The 15,795-nt window shown below is 58.1% G+C and carries 21 protein-coding genes; 14 read left to right on the forward strand and 7 right to left on the reverse strand.

Going from position 1 to position 15,795, the window contains the following annotated elements:
• Positions 1-42: 42 nt before the first annotated feature.
• Positions 43-1,611: a NarK family nitrate/nitrite MFS transporter gene (locus SynBMKMC1_RS14210; RefSeq protein WP_186472214.1), complete on the forward strand. Its 1,569-nt coding sequence runs from the start codon at positions 43-45 to the stop codon at positions 1,609-1,611.
• A gap of 80 nt (positions 1,612-1,691) precedes the next feature.
• Positions 1,692-3,920 carry a molybdopterin oxidoreductase family protein gene (locus tag SynBMKMC1_RS14215; protein WP_186472215.1) on the forward strand — a complete coding sequence of 743 codons (2,229 nt, stop codon included), beginning with the start codon at positions 1,692-1,694 and terminating at the stop codon, positions 3,918-3,920.
• On the opposite strand, the gene SynBMKMC1_RS14220 is transcribed toward SynBMKMC1_RS14215, so the two are convergent.
• Positions 3,901-4,368, reverse strand: a complete 468-nt coding sequence (locus SynBMKMC1_RS14220; RefSeq protein ID WP_186472216.1) for a nitrate reductase associated protein — start codon at positions 4,366-4,368, stop codon at positions 3,901-3,903. The two genes, SynBMKMC1_RS14215 and SynBMKMC1_RS14220, sit on opposite strands and share 20 nt — an antisense overlap.
• Positions 4,369-4,475: 107 nt before the next feature.
• Here SynBMKMC1_RS14220 and SynBMKMC1_RS14225 point away from each other — a divergent pair, with 107 nt between their 5' ends.
• The 4 genes from SynBMKMC1_RS14225 to SynBMKMC1_RS14240 are packed head-to-tail and all read left to right on the forward strand — an operon-like array spanning position 4,476 to position 6,638.
• Complete coding sequence (locus tag SynBMKMC1_RS14225) at positions 4,476-4,637, forward strand: hypothetical protein (RefSeq protein ID WP_186472217.1); 162 nt, start codon at positions 4,476-4,478, stop codon at positions 4,635-4,637.
• Between the two features lie 26 nt (positions 4,638-4,663).
• Positions 4,664-4,888, forward strand: a complete 225-nt coding sequence (locus SynBMKMC1_RS14230) for a hypothetical protein (protein ID WP_186472218.1) — start codon at positions 4,664-4,666, stop codon at positions 4,886-4,888.
• A 21-nt stretch (positions 4,889-4,909) separates the two neighbouring features.
• Positions 4,910-5,386 (forward strand): cyclic pyranopterin monophosphate synthase MoaC, encoded by a 477-nt coding sequence (moaC, locus tag SynBMKMC1_RS14235; protein ID WP_011934369.1) that lies wholly within the window; start codon positions 4,910-4,912, stop codon positions 5,384-5,386.
• Positions 5,367-6,638 carry a molybdopterin molybdotransferase MoeA gene (locus tag SynBMKMC1_RS14240; protein WP_186472219.1) on the forward strand — a complete coding sequence of 424 codons (1,272 nt, stop codon included), beginning with the start codon at positions 5,367-5,369 and terminating at the stop codon, positions 6,636-6,638. Before moaC ends, SynBMKMC1_RS14240 begins: the two co-directional genes overlap by 20 nt.
• 13 nt (positions 6,639-6,651) lie before the next feature.
• On the opposite strand, the gene SynBMKMC1_RS14245 is transcribed toward SynBMKMC1_RS14240, so the two are convergent.
• Both SynBMKMC1_RS14245 and SynBMKMC1_RS14250 read right to left on the reverse strand, forming a co-directional pair.
• Positions 6,652-7,104 (reverse strand): molybdenum cofactor biosynthesis protein MoaE, encoded by a 453-nt coding sequence (locus SynBMKMC1_RS14245; protein ID WP_186472220.1) that lies wholly within the window; start codon positions 7,102-7,104, stop codon positions 6,652-6,654.
• A gap of 4 nt (positions 7,105-7,108) precedes the next feature.
• Positions 7,109-7,372 carry a MoaD/ThiS family protein gene (locus SynBMKMC1_RS14250; RefSeq protein ID WP_186472221.1) on the reverse strand — a complete coding sequence of 88 codons (264 nt, stop codon included), beginning with the start codon at positions 7,370-7,372 and terminating at the stop codon, positions 7,109-7,111.
• A gap of 63 nt (positions 7,373-7,435) precedes the next feature.
• Between SynBMKMC1_RS14250 and moaB the strand changes: the two genes are divergently transcribed.
• Positions 7,436-7,948, forward strand: coding sequence for a molybdenum cofactor biosynthesis protein B (moaB, locus tag SynBMKMC1_RS14255; RefSeq protein WP_186472222.1), 513 nt, complete (start codon positions 7,436-7,438; stop codon positions 7,946-7,948).
• Between the two features lie 5 nt (positions 7,949-7,953).
• Here moaB and cobA read toward each other — a convergent pair whose 3' ends face one another.
• Together cobA and SynBMKMC1_RS14265 are read right to left on the reverse strand one after the other, a co-directional pair.
• Positions 7,954-8,742 (reverse strand): uroporphyrinogen-III C-methyltransferase, encoded by a 789-nt coding sequence (gene cobA / locus SynBMKMC1_RS14260; RefSeq protein WP_186472223.1) that lies wholly within the window; start codon positions 8,740-8,742, stop codon positions 7,954-7,956.
• Complete coding sequence (locus SynBMKMC1_RS14265) at positions 8,739-9,398, reverse strand: DNA mismatch repair protein MutS (RefSeq protein WP_186472224.1); 660 nt, start codon at positions 9,396-9,398, stop codon at positions 8,739-8,741. The genes cobA and SynBMKMC1_RS14265 overlap by 4 nt, the downstream gene beginning before the upstream one ends.
• 27 nt (positions 9,399-9,425) lie before the next feature.
• On the opposite strand from SynBMKMC1_RS14265, the gene SynBMKMC1_RS14270 reads away from it, so the two are divergent.
• From SynBMKMC1_RS14270 to SynBMKMC1_RS14290, 5 genes are all read left to right on the forward strand, one after another.
• On the forward strand, positions 9,426-9,671 hold the full coding sequence (locus tag SynBMKMC1_RS14270; RefSeq protein WP_255486228.1) for a hypothetical protein: 246 nt from the start codon (positions 9,426-9,428) through the stop codon (positions 9,669-9,671).
• A gap of 250 nt (positions 9,672-9,921) precedes the next feature.
• On the forward strand, positions 9,922-11,463 hold the full coding sequence (locus SynBMKMC1_RS14275) for a ferredoxin--nitrite reductase (protein ID WP_186472225.1): 1,542 nt from the start codon (positions 9,922-9,924) through the stop codon (positions 11,461-11,463).
• 28 nt (positions 11,464-11,491) lie between these two features.
• Positions 11,492-11,686, forward strand: coding sequence for a ferredoxin--nitrite reductase (locus SynBMKMC1_RS14280; protein WP_255486229.1), 195 nt, complete (start codon positions 11,492-11,494; stop codon positions 11,684-11,686).
• 30 nt (positions 11,687-11,716) lie between these two features.
• Positions 11,717-12,598 carry a formate/nitrite transporter family protein gene (locus tag SynBMKMC1_RS14285; RefSeq protein ID WP_011934378.1) on the forward strand — a complete coding sequence of 294 codons (882 nt, stop codon included), beginning with the start codon at positions 11,717-11,719 and terminating at the stop codon, positions 12,596-12,598.
• 6 nt (positions 12,599-12,604) lie between these two features.
• The gene (locus tag SynBMKMC1_RS14290; RefSeq protein ID WP_186472226.1) at positions 12,605-13,330 is read left to right on the forward strand and encodes a HEAT repeat domain-containing protein; all 726 of its coding nucleotides are present in this window, start codon (positions 12,605-12,607) and stop codon (positions 13,328-13,330) included.
• Positions 13,331-13,404: 74 nt separating this feature from the next.
• Here the strand turns inward: SynBMKMC1_RS14290 and cynS are convergent, their stop codons facing one another.
• On the reverse strand, positions 13,405-13,887 hold the full coding sequence (cynS, locus tag SynBMKMC1_RS14295) for a cyanase (RefSeq protein ID WP_186472227.1): 483 nt from the start codon (positions 13,885-13,887) through the stop codon (positions 13,405-13,407).
• 150 nt (positions 13,888-14,037) lie between these two features.
• On the opposite strand from cynS, the gene SynBMKMC1_RS14300 reads away from it, so the two are divergent.
• Positions 14,038-14,208 carry a hypothetical protein gene (locus SynBMKMC1_RS14300; protein ID WP_011934381.1) on the forward strand — a complete coding sequence of 57 codons (171 nt, stop codon included), beginning with the start codon at positions 14,038-14,040 and terminating at the stop codon, positions 14,206-14,208.
• Positions 14,209-14,293: 85 nt separating this feature from the next.
• Entirely contained in the window at positions 14,294-15,355 is a 1,062-nt protein-coding gene (locus tag SynBMKMC1_RS14305) for an anthranilate phosphoribosyltransferase family protein (protein ID WP_186472228.1), read from the forward strand.
• Here the strand turns inward: SynBMKMC1_RS14305 and SynBMKMC1_RS14310 are convergent.
• On the reverse strand, positions 15,325-15,783 hold the full coding sequence (locus SynBMKMC1_RS14310; protein ID WP_186472229.1) for a GNAT family N-acetyltransferase: 459 nt from the start codon (positions 15,781-15,783) through the stop codon (positions 15,325-15,327). The genes SynBMKMC1_RS14305 and SynBMKMC1_RS14310 overlap by 31 nt on opposite strands.
• Positions 15,784-15,795: the final 12 nt, after the last annotated feature.

A 15,795-nucleotide genomic window follows, 5' to 3' on the forward strand; every position in this document is an offset into this window, starting at 1 on the left:
TTTTCGAAGCCGGGGTTTGACACTTCATCCCAACCAAACCCCATGCTTGGCGAACTTTGGTCATTTCAGGGGAGATACAGAACACTGCATCTCACCTGGTTTGCCTTCTTTTTAACTTTTGTTGTCTGGTTCAATCTGGCTCCTCTTGCCACCACCGTGAAAGCCGATCTCGGACTCACAGTTGGTCAGATTAGAACCGTGGCCATCTGCAATGTGGCACTCACCATTCCTGCACGTGTGCTGATCGGCATGCTGCTCGACAAATTCGGTCCAAGGCTCACCTATTCCACCCTTCTGGTGTTTTCGGTGATCCCTTGCCTGATGTTTGCATCCGCTCAGGATTTCAATCAGCTGGTGGTTGCTCGCCTGCTGCTATCGATCGTTGGTGCAGGATTTGTAATCGGCATCCGTATGGTTGCTGAATGGTTTCCCCCGAAAGAAATTGGCCTCGCAGAAGGCATTTATGGAGGTTGGGGCAACTTTGGATCCGCATTCTCCGCACTTACCCTGGTTGGTCTTGCCGGTTGGCTCTCCTTCTCCGGCGGCTTCACATTGCCAACTGGCGATGTTCTGAATTGGCGCGGTGCCATCGCCCTGACAGGGATTATTTCAGCCGTCTATGGCGTAATCTATTACTTCAATGTGAGCGACACGCCGCCCGGGAAGGTTTATCAACGCCCTGAGAAAACGGCTGGTCTTGAAGTCACCAGCATGCGTGATTTCTGGGGACTTCTGGGTATGAATGTGCCTTTCGCGGCCATTCTCTGCGTGTTGTGCTGGAGACTTCAGAAGGTGGGTTTTCTGAACGCATCCACCTATCCCCTCGCCCTCCTCGCTGTTTTGGTTTGGTTTGTCTTTCAAACCTGGGGAATCATTCGCACCAACAGAGAGCTGATTATGGGGACCAAGGTGTACCCCAAAGAGGACCGTTATGAGTTCAAACAGGTCGCCATCCTTGAGCTGACCTACATCGTTAACTTTGGTTCAGAGCTGGCCGTGGTTTCCATGCTGCCAACGTTCTTCGAAACCACCTTTGATTTGCCGAAAGCAACAGCCGGAATCCTTGCGTCCTGCTTTGCATTTGTAAACCTGGTGGCCCGTCCGGCCGGAGGTTTGATTTCCGACAAACTCGGCAGCCGTAAAAACACCATGGGGTTCCTCACCGCAGGTCTGGGTGTCGGCTATCTGATCATGAGCTTGATCAAGCCCGGAACCTTTACCGGTACCACCGGCATCGTGATCGCCGTCTTGATCACCATGCTCGCGTCCTTCTTCGTCCAATCGGGTGAAGGCGCCACCTTTGCGCTGGTGCCTCTGGTCAAGCGTCGCGTGACCGGACAGGTGGCAGGCCTGGTGGGTGCCTATGGAAACGTGGGCGCAGTGACCTACCTCACCATCTTCAGCCTGCTGCCGCTTTGGATGGGAGGTGCTGGTGAACCGAGCGCGGAAACGATTGCAGCGTCGAACAGTGCCTTCTTTCAGATCCTGGGCATTGCTGGATTGATCGTTGCCTTCTTCTGCTTCTTCTTCCTGAAGGAACCCAAGGGCTCCTTCGCTGAGTTGCACGAGGGTGAAACCGCCGCTGAGGGCACTCCCTCAATGGCTCGCTAACACCGCAAATCCATCTCCGGATGGTGACCACCCCCGATGCCTTTGGCATTGGGGGTTTCTCAATTCATTGGAGTGCTGCCATGCCGCCCACCACTGCGTCTGTGCAAAGTCAATGTCCTTACTGCGGCGTTGGCTGCGGCCTGGACCTGTTGCCTCCAGGCGAAGCTGGAAAAGCGGTGAAGCGCGACGCCGAAGGCAATCCGATGTGGAGTGCCCGCGGTCATCGCGAGCACCCATCCAGCCACGGACAGGTGTGCATCAAAGGTGCCACTGTTGGGGAGACTCTGGGACAGGGACGCCTCAGCCAGCCCCTGTACCGAGCAACGCTGGCTGATCCGTTTGAAGCCATTAGCTGGAACAGCGCGTTTGACCTGCTCACCGAGCGCATTCAATCCACTCTGGCCAGCAAAGGAGCTGATGCCATTGCCATGTATGGCTCTGGGCAGTTTCACACCGAGGATTACTACATCGCTCAGAAGCTGCTGAAGGGAGCTCTTGGCACCAATAATTTCGATGCCAATTCGCGGCTGTGCATGAGCTCAGCCGTCGCCGGCTACACCCGCAGCCTCGGCTCCGACGGCCCACCCTGCTGTTACGAGGATCTCGATCACTGCTCGGTGGTCATCTTGATCGGCACCAACACCGCCGAATGCCATCCGGTGCTCTTTCAACGACTGTTGAAACGCAAAAAGCGTGATCCCAACGGACTCACCATCGTGGTGGTCGATCCCCGCAGAACGGACACAGCCAAGATCGCCGATTACCACCTCGCGCTTGCCCCTGGCACCGACCTCGCACTGCTGCATGGCCTGGCGCGCCTGATCATTCAGGACAACGGCTTCGACAGTGACTTCATCGATACCGCCACCGAGGGCTTCGCAGGGTTCACCCAAACGATCAAGACCTGGACACCGGGAAAAACCAGCAAGTTCTGCGGCATCGCCGAGAAAGACCTGCGCGCCGTGGCCAGGCTTTGGAGCCGCAAAGACAGGATTTTGAGCCTTTGGTCGATGGGCGTGAACCAACGGCGCGAAGGAACTGCCGTGGTGGGGGGGCTGATCAATCTGCACCTACTCACCGGAGAAATCGGCAAGGCCGGCGCCGGCCCCTTTTCACTCACAGGTCAACCGAATGCCATGGGTGGGCGCGAAGCCGGAGGACTCGCCCATCTGCTTCCTGGCTACCGGTTGGTCACCAATGCGGACCACCGCCATGCGGTTGAGAAAGCCTGGGGGTTTGCCCCTGGATCAATCGCTGCCCACCCAGGACTGGATGCATGGAAGCAAGTGGAAGCGATGGAACGGGGTGAACTCGATCTCTGGTGGGTGGCTGCAACGAACCCCCTGGTGAGCATGCCGGATCTCGAACGCGTCAAAGCCGCGATGCAACGCTGCAAGCTCGTGGTGGTGAGCGAAGCCTATGCCGATACCGAAACGTCGCATTACGCCCATCTGCTTCTGCCGGCAGCGCAGTGGAGTGAAAAAAACGGGGCCATGACCAACTCAGAACGGCGGGTCACCTTCTGCCCGGCATTCAGGCCCCGCCATGGCGATAGCCGGCCGGACTGGGACGTGTTTGCAGAACTGGGACGACGCCTCGGGTTTGTTGATCAGTTTTCCTACAACTCAGCTGCAGAGGTGTACGAGGAGTTCACCGCGATCACGGCAGCCCGCGTCTGCGACATGTCAGGCCTCAGTCACGCTCTGCTCCAGGAACATGGCCCGCAGCAATGGCCCTATCCCAAAGGCGAAGGCCCAACCACAACCTCCAAACGTCTCTACGAAGACAAACGATTCCCAACACCCAGTGGTCGGGCCAAATTTCAACAGGACAAACCCCTGGGTCTGGCGGAACCCCCCTGCGAGATGTACCCGCTGGTGCTCACAGTGGGTCGCTATCTCGGTCAGTGGCACACGATGACGCGCACAGGCAAAGTCCCACGCCTGAACGCCATGCATCCCGAGCCCAGCCTTGAAATGCATCCCAACGATGCCAAACGCTTTGGTCTGGACGACAAGGGCTTGGCAGCGATTACATCCCGTCGAGGCACATTGACCGCGCGGGTGTGCATATCCGAGCGCATCCGCATCGGATCGGTGTTCCTACCGATGCATTGGGGCTTCACCCAGGCCGAAGCCTGCGAGGCCAATGCCCTCATGCACGATCAGGCCTGTCCGATCTCCAAACAACCCGAACTGAAAGCCTCAGCAGTGGTGGTGGCTCCGGCAGTGTCGGTTGTGAAATCGTCGGAACAAGACACCGGCATTCTGGACAACCTGCGGCGCCTGCTCACCCCAGCACTTCGCTGAATGCGGCGTCCAAGTTGTGGTGATCATGGCCTGGGCGCGCCAACTTGCAGAGCGCAAAACGGTCCAATTCGCAGAGATTTCTCCAGCGATGCAGTGAAAGGTCAATCTGCCGCGTCCGCGCAGCCTCCAGGAGAACCTCAGGCACAGCTTCGGATTGCTGCCAGGGTTCCTGCGTGCAAGGCGGGAGATCCTTCACCACGCCATCAGCCATGGCAGCCGTGCAGATGCGCAGGTGATCGCGCATGCGCGTCAGTTCTTCAGCCCCATCGCCCCAATCCACCAACATCTGGCGTTGCTCCTGAGACATCGCAAGCCAATGGCTGAGCTTGAGCTTGACGCCGGCCAGATCAAGTTTGCGGCGGACACACAGGGGAATGCAGCGCCAGGAGCCGATGAAATCCTGTTCAAAGGCATAACAATGCCGCGACTGATCAAGTTGCCGGCGCATTGGTATCGAGAACGACCGTTTTTTCTTCTCTAGCTCAAAACAGTGACATCCACGACGAACCGTTGGCTCCGAACCATCGAAAGTCAGTTCAAAGATCAATCACTCGGATGCGTTTCGCCCTCTCCCTTGGACTGATGTTCGGCTCTGCCCACGGTTGGCTCGCATCCGAAGGGCTGGCCTCCGGCCTGTTTGTGATCAATCAGGAGCCTGAAACAACTGTGAAAACTTTCAGCACGTTCGGTAACGGTTTAGACAGCACGTATCCATGATGGACTAAGTCCCCTCAACTCGAAGGATGACCTTCAGCGCCTCCTCCAGCCAAGTCACGCGCAGCCCGATCACCATCGCTGCTGGATTCATCGGAGCCTTCATCCTTGCCTCCCTTGCTGTTCAGCTGGTTCGCAGCCAAACCTCAGCATCCAGCCCTTCCGTGAACGCCGGCCAAGCAAGCAATGTCGAGCCTGTGATCGCGTCGCAGGCCGCCATGTGGTCCGTTCTGGGCACGAGCGAGGCCAACTGATCCCAGCCGATTTCAGCCTGCATGTCTGAGCAACTCACGCACCTCACCAGCAACGGTGAGGTGCACATGGTGGATGTCGGCGCGAAAGCCGTCACCAAGCGCACGGCAACAGCCTCAGGTGAGTTGTTGATGCAGGCCGCAACGTTGGACTTGGTGTTGAGCGGAAGCAGTCCCAAAGGGGATGTTTTTGCCGTTGCCCGCATCGCTGGGATTCAGGGAGCCAAGAAAACAGCTGAGTTGATTCCTCTCTGTCATCCGCTTCCGCTGAGTGGACTGACGGTGGAGATCAAACCTGAGCAGGCGTTACCGGGTCTGCGTGTCGAGGCCACCTGCAGCACCACCGGGCAGACCGGTGTGGAAATGGAGGCCATCACAGCCGTGTCAACCGCTCTGATCACCCTGTACGACATGTTGAAGTCGGTGGATCCAGGCATGTCGATCCGGCAGATTCAACTGCTCGAAAAAGACGGGGGTCGCCATGGCCACTGGAAACGCTGAGCCCTATGGCCGTGAGGGCCTTGCGCTCGACGAAGCACGTCAACGAATCCTGGATGCGATCAAGGCCAGACCAACCCGGTTGGCCACGGTCACGCCAGAGCTGATGCCGCTTCGAGACGCTCTGGGCCGCGTGATTGCCGACGCCGTCAAGGCCCCGGCCGATGTGCCTGGGTTTCGCGCGTCGATCATGGACGGGTACGCCTTGGGCCAAGACTGCCAACCCAACTCAGGAGACAGTTGGACGCTTGTCGGGCGCTCAGCGCCTGCTGATCCCTACCAACAAACGCTGCATCGCGGCGAAGCGATCCGGATCCTCACGGGGGCGCCGCTTCCGCAAGGAGCTGCCTGGGTTCTGCCCCAGGAATTGGTTACCAATCAGAACGGCACCATCCGCCTGGTCAAGGACACATTCTCCAACCCGTGGATCAGACCCGCCGACGAGGAATGCAGCCAGGGTTCCTTGCTCCTCGCCTCTGGCGATCGCCTCGGTGTGGCCGACATTGGACGTGCATCGAGTTGTGGCATCTCCCATGTGAAGGTGCAGCGAAGGCCTCGAATCGGCCTTCTGGTCACAGGCAATGAGCTGGTTTCACCCGGGGAAGAACGCAGCAACGGCGCCATCTGGGAGAGCAACAGCACGCTGATCCGAGGCATGCTTGAACGTCTTGGCTACCCAGCCGTGGACTGCCGGCTGGTCGCCGATGAATGCCAACTGCTCAAACAAGCCATCCTGGATCTGGCCGCGAGCTGCGACGTGATCGTGAGCACCGGTGGCGTGTCGGCAGGCGATAGCGACTGGATCCGACCGCTGATGCAGGACCTGGGCCAGGTGGAGTTCTGGAAACTCTTTCTGAAGCCAGGGCGCCCGTTCGCCTTCGGCTGGATCAGCGATGCGGTGCCTTTTTTCGGGTTGCCGGGCAACCCTGTCGCAGCAACCGTTACCGCTCTTCAGCTGCTCTGGCCAGCCCTGCAAATCCTTGAAGGTCAACCGAGTCCTGAACTGCTACCCAGAGTGCACGTGCGCTTGGCAACGCCCTACCGGCGCAAACCCGGACGACCGGAACTGGCACGGGCATCACTGGACTGCAGCCCAGACGGACAACTGCTCGCGCGCATCGATGGGTCCCAAGCCTCTTCGCGCATCGGATCGCTTCAGAACGCAGATTTGCTTGTGGAAATTCCCTCGGACTCCGGCCCTTTAGACATCGGTCAACACGTCTGGGCCCAACTGCTACGACGACGCATTCTTTGACACGTCAACGAAGTCAGAGCGGAGTATTGGCGGCAAGCCACGTGCCAACCCCACCACTCCACTCCCGTTTCCAAAACGGTGCTTCGTGTTTCAACGACTCGAGCAAGTCAGAGCAGCAGCGTTGCACCGGTCCGCGGCGATCGCCACTGACAGCCACCAACACGATCAGCTCGCCTGGGGACAGTCGGCCGACACGATGCAACACCAGGGCGGACTGGACGCCGTGATCGCGCAATTGTTGTTGGGTGAAGCTCAGCAACAGGCGCTCACACAAGCCTGGGTAGTGGCTGAGTTCCAGGGCTTCGAGTGGAGAACCATCCATGGTTTCAGGCCGCACATGCCCCATGAACACAGCCGTGGCCGCAGCGGCTGAACCTGCACGTTGAAGCCAACGATCCAGCTGATCTGTGGCAGAAAAGGGTTGGGAATGAATCGCAACCTGCACGGCATCGTGTGCATTCGTCATCCCTTCAACCTCCCGTGAAAGGAGGAAGAAACGCCAGCTCGTCTCCATCGTTCAATGGATGATCCGCAGCGACAAAACTTTGATTGACGGCGACACGGACCCCACTGGGCCAGGCACCGAGATCAAGCAACTGCCAGATGGCCTGCGGCGTGCACAGCGTGTGCGCTGAAAGGGTGAAGGGCCGGCTCGACCAACCGGCGCGATCACGCAGAGACGCGAAGAGAAGCACCTGCACCGTGCACGCTGCGCTCAATCGCGTCTCACCCATGACCACAACTGTTCACCGTCAAGGTTCTAGCGTTAATCGCGTTTCATACCCCGCAGGATCCGCGTGCTGTCCATCGCCCTGTTGACGATCTCAGACAGCCGCACGCTCGCATCGGATCCAAGCGGAGATCGACTGCAAGAACGGCTGGTCAACGCAGGCCATCAACTGGGTTGCCGAGACGTTTGTGCCGACGACCGTTATCGAGTCAGAGCAACGGTGAGCCAGTGGATCGCCGATCCGACCGTGGATGTGGTGATCACCTCCGGTGGCACAGGACTCACGGGACGGGATGGGAGCCCGGAAGCGATCAGCCCACTTCTCGACAAACACATGGAAGGCTTTGGCGAACTCTTCCGTGTGCTCTCGTTTGAATCCATTGGAACCAGCACACTCCAGAGCCGCTGCCTGGCTGGCGTCGCCAACGGAACCTTTGTGTTCGTGTTGCCCGGATCCCTCGATGCTGTCACCACAGCCTGGGACCGATTGATCGCAGCGCAGCTCGATGGACAGACCCGACCCTGCAACCTGGCGCAAATTCGGGAACGTCTCAAAGAATCTGCCGACCATCCAGCCTGATCCTCTTAAAAGGGAATGGGCATGGTGACGGCCGCCGGCTCAGGTGCACAGGCGCTGATCTGCTCCTTCACCACATCACCAACCACCACGATGGACGGGGAGGCGAACTGTTCCTGACGCGCCCGTTCAGCGATGGTCGAGAGCACGGCCTGCAAACAACGCTGCCCGGCCACGGTTCCCTGCTGGATCACGGCCACGGGGGTCTCGGGGCTGAGGCCTCCAGCCATCAGCTCATCAGCGATGCGCGGCAGGTTGTGAAGCCCCATGTAGATCACCAGGCCATCGCTTGCAGACGCCAGGGAACGCCAGTTCACCGATGGTCGGCGCTTATCGATCTCCTCGTGGCCTGTCACGAACGTGACCGAAGACCCGGCGCGCCGATGGGTGACGGGGATTCCCGCATAGGCCGGTGCTGCAATCCCAGCAGTCACCCCCGGCACCACTTCCACCCGCACGCCGTGTTTCACGAGATGCGCTGCTTCCTCACCCCCCCGACCAAAGAGGAACGGATCACCACCTTTGAGGCGGACAACACAGGCGTGACGTGCCGACAGCTCCACAAGCACAGCGTTCGTGCTCGGCTGCGGGACGGAATGGTGCCCCCTGCGCTTCCCCACGAAGTGACGTTCACAGTGCTCCGGCACAAGATCCAGAACCTCCCGCGGCACGAGCGAGTCGTACACAAGCGCATCACAGGATTGGAGCAGACGATGCGCCTTCACGGTGAGCAGCTCGGGGTCTCCCGGACCAGCACCGACGAGATAAACGATTCCAGAACTGTTAGCAGTAGTCACGGCAAGGAAACCAGCAAATCGATCAGGCCCTGACGGATCAGGGGATGGTCCAGCAGAGGGGGCCATTCTCCAGCCTCCCCGAGGGACTCAGTCATCCGGTTTGGAGCCAACGCCAAGGTGAGTGGCTGGGCTTCTGGGTGGAGGCGTTGGTACTCAGGCCATTGATCAAACGGCACAAGCGGGCGCCCCATACGCACGGAGAGCTGGGCCAAGAAGCGATCAGCCAAGCCTGGACGGAGAGGGTGATGAATCAACACGCCCGTTGCTGATGCATGCATCTGCAGCGCCTGAGCCACCAGGCTCCACCAGCTGGTCCACGCTCCTAGAAATGGCAGCAGCGTCACGGACTGGCCTTCCCCGACGAGACGACGACGGATCATCGGAACATCAACCCGGGCATGGGCGCCGGGCCAGAGCAGCATCGGCACCAGCCATAGAGGCCGATCAGATCGAGACGGGGATGAAGTCCCGGTGAGGACTTCAAGCTCCACAGGAGCCCGGCGAGCTGACTGCACAGACTGGCAAAGCCGTCGCAGGGCCTCTGGAACTTCGCCTCCAGCACGACCGTGCACCACCAGACGGATTGCACGCTGAGGCAGCAAAGCACTGTTTGGTAGCAATGGCCACGCCCTGGAGGCAGGAGCGGCTGTTCTCATCGGTGCATGTTGACCAAGTTCAGCTCCATGACCCGCCGACGTACCTCCAACCGTTCCGCTATGGACCGAACCGCATTGGACCGAGCCGCAATGGAGGCGCGTTCCGAACGGAGGCGCACAGATCAACGTTATCGCCCGGAGAGCCGCCAACGCCTGAACGGAGACCGGTTTCAAAGCGAACTGGATCGGGACTTCGCCGCCATGAAACGGGTCTGGCAGATGTTGAGGCACGGAGCTGTGCGCATGCTTGGCGAAGTTGGACGCCAATACTGAAAACGCGGAATGGTGCCTTCTACGGCTGCACCTGCTTCGAAGCTGTATCTGAAGTCACATTTTGGTCTCACCAAGCCCAAAGCCAGCAGGGCCTGAAAAATGTTCCAACTGCTACCGACAGCAATACAACGAAAGGGAAAACTGTGATTGGCGTCGCTTTCGTTCCGACACGCCAGCGGACCAGGGGTCCGTCAACGATTGATTCACGCACTGCTTGAAGTGATCAGTCTGTCCTTTCTTCTTCAAGACCATGACGATCAGCTCTCCCTCCAGGCCCTATCTGGACGGCAAGAAGCTCAACAAGATCGAGCAGAACAAGGCCGCTAAAGATGGTCTTCTGGTTGGAGCTGAAATTGAGAAATTCGCCGAAATCGGTTGGGAGCAAGTCGATGAGACAGACCTGCAACTGCGTTTGAAGTGGTACGGAATGTTCTGGCGACCCAAAACCCCAGGACAGTTTATGTTGCGCCTGAGAGTTCCGAACGGTGTTCTTTCGGCACAACAACTGCGCGTCGTCGCATCAATTGTTGAACGCTACGGTGAGAGCGGCAGTTGCGATATCACCACACGTCAGAATCTGCAGTTGCGCGGCGTTCTGCTCAACGACCTGCCTGAAATCCTGAAGCGCCTTAAGGAAGCAGGGCTCAGCTCAATCCAATCCGGTTTCGACAACCCTCGGAATGTCACCGGTAACCCTCTGGCCGGAATTGATCCCCACGAAATTGTTGATACCCGCCCGTACACCACGGAACTCCAGAACTTTCTAACCAATAACTGTCAAGGCAATCCCGACTATTCCAACCTGCCGCGCAAATGGAATACAGCCGTCGCAGGCGCTAAAGATAATTTCCTCCTTCACAACGACATCGTCTTCCACCCTGTTGAGCACAACGGCGAAATGGGCTTTGGTGTATGGATTGGCGGGATCCTCTCCTCGCAGATGAATGCTTATGCCATTCCCCTGAATGCTTGGGTGAAGCCAAATGAGATCTGCCGCATCACCGATGCTGTGATCTCACTCTGGAGAGACAACGGGGAACGGGACAAGCGCCCTAAAGGTCGCTTCCGGTTGTATCTCGACTCCGTTGGCATCGATGCATTCCGTTCAGACGTTGAACAGATCTTCGGTCCCTTAACTCCAGACCCCGGCTCCGTGTTTGCGACCGAACCCCGATCTCATTACGGACTTCATCCCCAGAAACAGGAGGGGTTGTCGTTTGCGGGCCTGCATGTTCCGGTGGGGCGCCTTACGGCACAAGACCTTCAGGACCTGGCGACTGCAAGTTTGCAATACGGCAGTGGAGAAGTACGACTCACTGAAGATCAGAATGTGATCGTTGTAGGCCTGCCGGCAGAAGCCATCGAGGCTTTCAAGGCCGATCCTCTCGTTCAGCAATTCCCCTTAGAGCCAGGCACCCTTGCAGCAGGTACGGTGTCGTGCACAGGTAATACCTACTGCAGCTTCGGCCTTACCAACACCAAAGACCAGGCCTTAACAATCGCCCAAGAGCTCGACCAGGAGCTCAACCTCCCAGAGGAGGTGAAGATCCATTGGACTGGATGTCCCAATACCTGTGGCCAGGCCTTTATGGGCGCCATTGGCCTCACCGGCACCAAGGCCAAAAACAGCGAAGGGGTGATGGGTGAGGGCTACATGCTCACCACGGGAGGCTCCCAAGGAGAAAACCCCACGGTGGGTGAGGTGAAACAGAAGGCGATCCCAGCGGATCAAATCAAAACCGTCTTGAAGGATCTGCTGGTGGAGCAATTCGGCGCCACCGCCAAAACCTGACGCGCATGGCGATCGAAACGGCAGGGCCGTGACGCTTCTTTTTGAAGTCACGGCCGTCACGCCAAATCACGGATCGCCTTTTCGCACCATGGCACAACCCACCGACTTTTTCTCCAAGTTCGTCAACTGGCTGAGCGCCCAAGGAACCGCACCAAAAACCATCACAAACAACGATGGCGGCAAAGACTTCTTCTCAAAGCTGATGAACCGGATCTCCAGCTGACTTCACTCACCCAACCCCTGAAATGCACTGATGGATTACGTCCTCCCCAATGAACTGGTCGACGGCATGATTGCCGCCGGCGGCAAAAAAGCAAACGTCAGCGTTAAGGATTTACTTCTGCGCGGCTTCTATTCAGGTGCCATTCTCGGTCTGGCCGTGATTCTGGCCCTCACCGTTGGCATTCAAAGCAAACTGCCCTTTTTAGGTTCGGTTCTGTTCCCATTCGGTTTTGCCAGCATTGTGCTGTTTGGCATGGAGCTTGTGACGGGTAATTTTGCCCTCCTGCCCATGGCAACCTGGGCTGGTCGCAGCTCCTGGGGAGCCACATTCCGCAACTGGAGCTGGGTGTGGATTGGCAACTTCATCGGCACGCTGGTGGTGGCGGTGATCATGGCCATCAGCCTCACCAGTGGAGGCACCGTGGATCCAGCAGCCGATGGTGGCGTCTGGCAGAAGGTTGCCCAGAAAATCATGACGTTGAACATCGCCAACGTTGAAAAGAAGTACGAAGCTCTGGGTTCACTTGGATTCGGGCTGGCCATCTTGCGAGGCCTAGTTGCCAACTGGCTCGTGTGTCTGGGCGTCACCATGGCTCTGGTGAGCAAGAGCGTTCCTGGAAAACTTCTGGCCTGCTGGTTGCCCATCACTGCATTCCAAACGATGGGAATGGAACACATTGTGGTGAATCAATTTCTCCACACCGCAGGACCAATCCTGGGATCAGGCGTGCCGTTCTGGAAATGTATTTTCTGGAATTTCCTTCCGGTCACCATCGGCAACATTATCGGTGGCATGGTATTCATCGGCATGCTCTTTTACAGCACCCACCGCACCACCATGGACAACGTGCTGCCCAAGGAGCACGATGAGAAACTGGAGCGTGAACTTGCAGCTGAATTGGGAGCACGCTGACAACCAATGAGTGTTGACGAAGCCATCCTCTGGGAACGGCTGGCGCGATCACGCAGAGCTCCACTGGAGCCTTCCTGGCTGGAGGAGTCTTACTCCTCCAGCCTTTCTGCTGATCTGCGTCAAGCCCTCTGCGAAAAACTGGGATCTCTGGCCGCCCATGGCTGGCCGATCATTCAGCGCCTAATCCAGCAACACGGAGAGCAGAAAGAGCTCATGCTGGCAGCAGGGTTATGCCATCAACGTGAAGCGCGCGACTGGCTCCTGCAGCGGCTGGATGAACCCAGTCAACTTGACGATGACCATCTTTGCGTCCTCCAGGCCTTGTCCTGCTGGGGCGCTGACGTTCCTGAATCAGTGTTGCTCACATGCCTGCGACACCCTGGGCTTCAACACCGCCTGACTGGCTTGCAACTGATCAGCTTCCGGGCTCATTCACTCACGGATCAACAGCTTCTCGCTCTCTGCAGCGATCTGCTCGATGATTGTCGCGATCCGCTTGTGATCTCCACCATTCGGGTGCTTCAACGCAGGGATGGCGAAGCGATCAGTGATCGCCTGGCTGCACTGTGCCAGAACAACTCCGAGGTGATTGCCGGCGCGGCCTTCCGAGCTCTGGGATGTATCGCCACCCCCACCAGTCAACGCTTGCTCGTTGAGCTGAGTGAATCACTGGATGATCCAGGCCGGCGCGAGCTCGCACAACGGCAATTGAGCCAACAATTCCGCAACTAAACAATAAAAAGCCCGGCAATGCCGGGCTTCATCCTCTCGCTGTCCTTTAAAAGCTCACACGTTTCAAGACCCATTCACCATTTTTTGTAGGGAAGGAATTTGCCGCACATGGTGATCTTCACGCGATCGCCTTTGGGATCCTCAACCTTATCCACCTCAAGGGTGAAATCAATCGCACTCATGATGCCATCGCCGAATTGTTCCTGGATGACATCCTTCAGCGGCATTCCATACACCTGCATGATTTCGTAGAAGCGATAAATCAGAGGATCAGTCGGAATCACCGGCTCAAGACTGCCTTTCGTGGGGAATTCCTGGATTGCTGCTGAGATCGCGGGGTCCAAGGAGAGCAATGACGCCAGCTTTTCAGCTTCCTCCGATGATGCGGTGGCCTGCCCATAAAACAAGGAGGCGACCCAGACTTCATCGAGCCCCAGTGCAGATCCGAGATCCGCAAAACTCATGCCTTTGGCCTTCTTGGCTGCCATCAATGTGGCTGTCACAGTGCTCTGCGAAGGAGCTGAGAGCGATGCGTTCGTGAGTGTGGAGGAAGTCATGCCGAAGAGGTCATGTGCATGAATTATGCTCACGCAGGCACATCCTTCAGAATGCATCAATGACGACCTAAATGACAATCCAGTTTTGATGCATCGAACACAACACGGCCCATGCACAGCTGCTCTATTGGAACCAGTTGATTCGAAGTCATGAGTGCTCTTTTCCGTTCCTTCAGCTCCCTGCTGTTCAGCCAGCAACTTGAATCCAGCGGAGCGTCCAATCTGGTGCTTGAACGCCTGTATTACGCCGACGGCCGCCAAAATCCTGATCACCCACTCCACGGCAGCTTCACAGGCTTGACCTATCTCGACTCCCCGTGACTCTGCGCCTCGGGCTGTTGGTATCAACGACTACCTCTAGTCCCCCCTGCGCTGCAGAACACTGCATCCATTGGCCTGAACGCGCGTGACAAGTCCTGTCCTCAACGGTCGTGAACGGTTCAAACAGCACCTTCGCAAGGTGGGCAGCGGCGAACACACCAGCAAGGGCATGAGCCGCGAGGAAGCAGCGGATGCCCTTGAGCTCATGCTTCATCAGGACGCAACACCAGCTCAGATTGGTGCCTTTTTGATTGCGCACCGGATCCGACGTCCTGAGCCTCAGGAACTCACGGGGATGCTGGATACCTACCGGAAAATGGGTCCGGTTCTGCACAGTGCGCCCGGACAACGTCCGCCGCTGTGCTTCGGCATGCCCTACGACGGACGCACGCGAACAGCACCGATCTACCCCCTCACCACCCTGGTGCTGCTGGCCTGCAACCAGCCGGTGGTGCTTCAGGGTGGCGAGCGCATGCCGATCAAATACGGCATCACGGCAATTGAATTGTTCCGTAGCCTCGGGCTCGATCTGCGAGGACTGCCCCTTGAAACCGTTCAGGACGGCTTTCACAACCAGGGGTTTGCCCTGATTCATCAGCCCGATCATTTCGCCCTTGCCGAGAGCCTGATCACTTACAGGGATGAACTGGGCAAACGTCCGCCTGTGGCCAGTCTCGAACTGCTCTGGACCGCCCATCGAGGGGACCATCGTTTGATTAGCGGATTCGTCCACCCCCCCACCGAAAGCCGGGCCTGGGAAGCACTGAAACTCGCCGGTGAAACCGATCTCTACACCGTGAAAGGGTTGGAAGGTGGCACCGATCTGCCCATTGGTCGAGCCTGCATCACCGCCCGTGTTCAGGGCGAGCAAACAGAACGACTGATCCTGCATCCAAGGGATCACGGCTGTCATGCCACCGATGTGGAGTGGACTGACCTCACCACCTGGCAGGCCCAAGCCATGGATGCCTTGCAGAACCGCGGACCGCTGCGGGATTCCCTGCGCTGGAACGCCGGTGTTTATCTCTGGTTTGCGGGTCTCAGCGAGAGCCTGGAAACGGCTTTGGAGCAAGCCACCTCTGTGATGAACCAGGGCCTAGCCCTTCAGCAGCTTGATCAGTTGTGCAGCTGCCTGTCCATTCGGTGATGCTCAAAGGGCACACCTGCAACCGTGAAAACCTCGCTGCCATGAAACCGCCAGCTGCAGCGCTCCAACAAGGGGCGACTCAAAAGACTCGCCTCAGCGTGAATGTGCACGAGCCCTTCGGCACGGGCATCGCACTCAATGCGTTTCACCAGTGCCGTGCCATGACCCTGGCGTGATTCCTGTCCACGGCAATACAACAACGCCAACCGATCCTGCGGCTGACGCAACGCAAACGCAGCACCATCGCCGCTGATCCAACCGTCACCGTCTCGAAACAAAGGATCCAGCACTCCAGGAAGCCAGGCCAGGGACACCCAGGCATGAATCTGTGCCTCGGAGTACAAACCTCGCGCCTGACTTTCGATGGCATCGGCGTAGATCGCGCGGAGCAAGTCGGCATCCGTTGATTGAATCCGTCGCAACGCCATCAGCGTGGCCTG

Origin of the sequence: Synechococcus sp. BMK-MC-1, from assembly GCF_014279955.1 — a bacterium.
In the GTDB taxonomy this organism is placed as follows: Bacteria; Cyanobacteriota; Cyanobacteriia; order PCC-6307; family Cyanobiaceae; genus Synechococcus_C.